Source organism: Legionella erythra, assembly GCF_001467615.1.
Taxonomy (GTDB): Bacteria; Pseudomonadota; Gammaproteobacteria; order Legionellales; family Legionellaceae; genus Legionella_C; species Legionella_C erythra.
In genome coordinates this window covers 1-689 of sequence record NZ_LNYA01000022.1, presented here as the reverse complement: position 1 = coordinate 689, position 689 = coordinate 1, and the positions used below count along the sequence as shown (strand labels likewise).

Genomic DNA, 689 nt, shown 5'->3' with positions numbered 1-689 from the left:
TCCATGGTCTACGTGACCAATCGTTCCAACGTTTACGTGTGGCTTCTTACGCTCAAACTTTTCCTTCGCCATCGGAAAATCTCCCCTAATAAATGATCATAATTTTGGTGCCCACAACTGGACTCGAACCAGCGACCTCTTCCTTACCAAGGAAGTGCTCTACCGCCTGAGCTATGTGGGCCTTAAGCATCAGACACAATACATCCATGAGAAAATTAAATACTTGGAGCGGGTGATGGGAATCGAACCCACGCTATCAGCTTGGAAGGCTGAAGTTCTACCATTGAACTACACCCGCTTGCCTTTCTCTTCTCAACTGGTGGAGGGGGAAGGATTCGAACCTTCGAAGGCTGAGCCGTCAGATTTACAGTCTGATCCCTTTGACCGCTCGGGAACCCCTCCAAAAAAAACGCCATTTTCTTTCAGGAAATGGCTAAAGTCAAGTGCTTTAGCGCATGGGACTAGAATAGGTGGTGCTGGCACCAGGAATCGAACCCGGGACCTACTGATTACAAGTCAGTTGCTCTACCAACTGAGCTACGCCAGCATTACTCTTTTCTAATGTAGACTCCCTTGTCTACTGTGTGCCACATACAATGGTCTTTTTTCTAAATAAGACCCTGGCGATGACCTACTTTCACATGAGGAAGCCTCACACTATCATCGGCGCGAGTCTGTTTCACTTCTGA

General features: G+C 47.6%; 1 protein-coding gene and 4 tRNA genes. All 5 read right to left on the bottom strand.

The genetic code is table 11. From position 1 onward, the window contains the following. Nucleotides 1-72 (bottom strand): hypothetical protein (locus tag Lery_RS15915; RefSeq protein WP_229293845.1); only part of this gene is annotated, 72 nt, incomplete at its 3' end. A gap of 33 nt (nucleotides 73-105) precedes the next feature. After that, nucleotides 106-181: transfer RNA gene (locus Lery_RS04885), tRNA-Thr, on the bottom strand. 43 nt (nucleotides 182-224) lie between these two features. Then, nucleotides 225-298, bottom strand: a tRNA-Gly gene (locus Lery_RS04880). A 19-nt stretch (nucleotides 299-317) separates the two neighbouring features. Beyond that, nucleotides 318-402 (bottom strand) — tRNA-Tyr (locus Lery_RS04875). Nucleotides 403-471: 69 nt separating this feature from the next. Then, nucleotides 472-547, bottom strand: a tRNA-Thr gene (locus Lery_RS04870). Nucleotides 548-689: the final 142 nt, after the last annotated feature.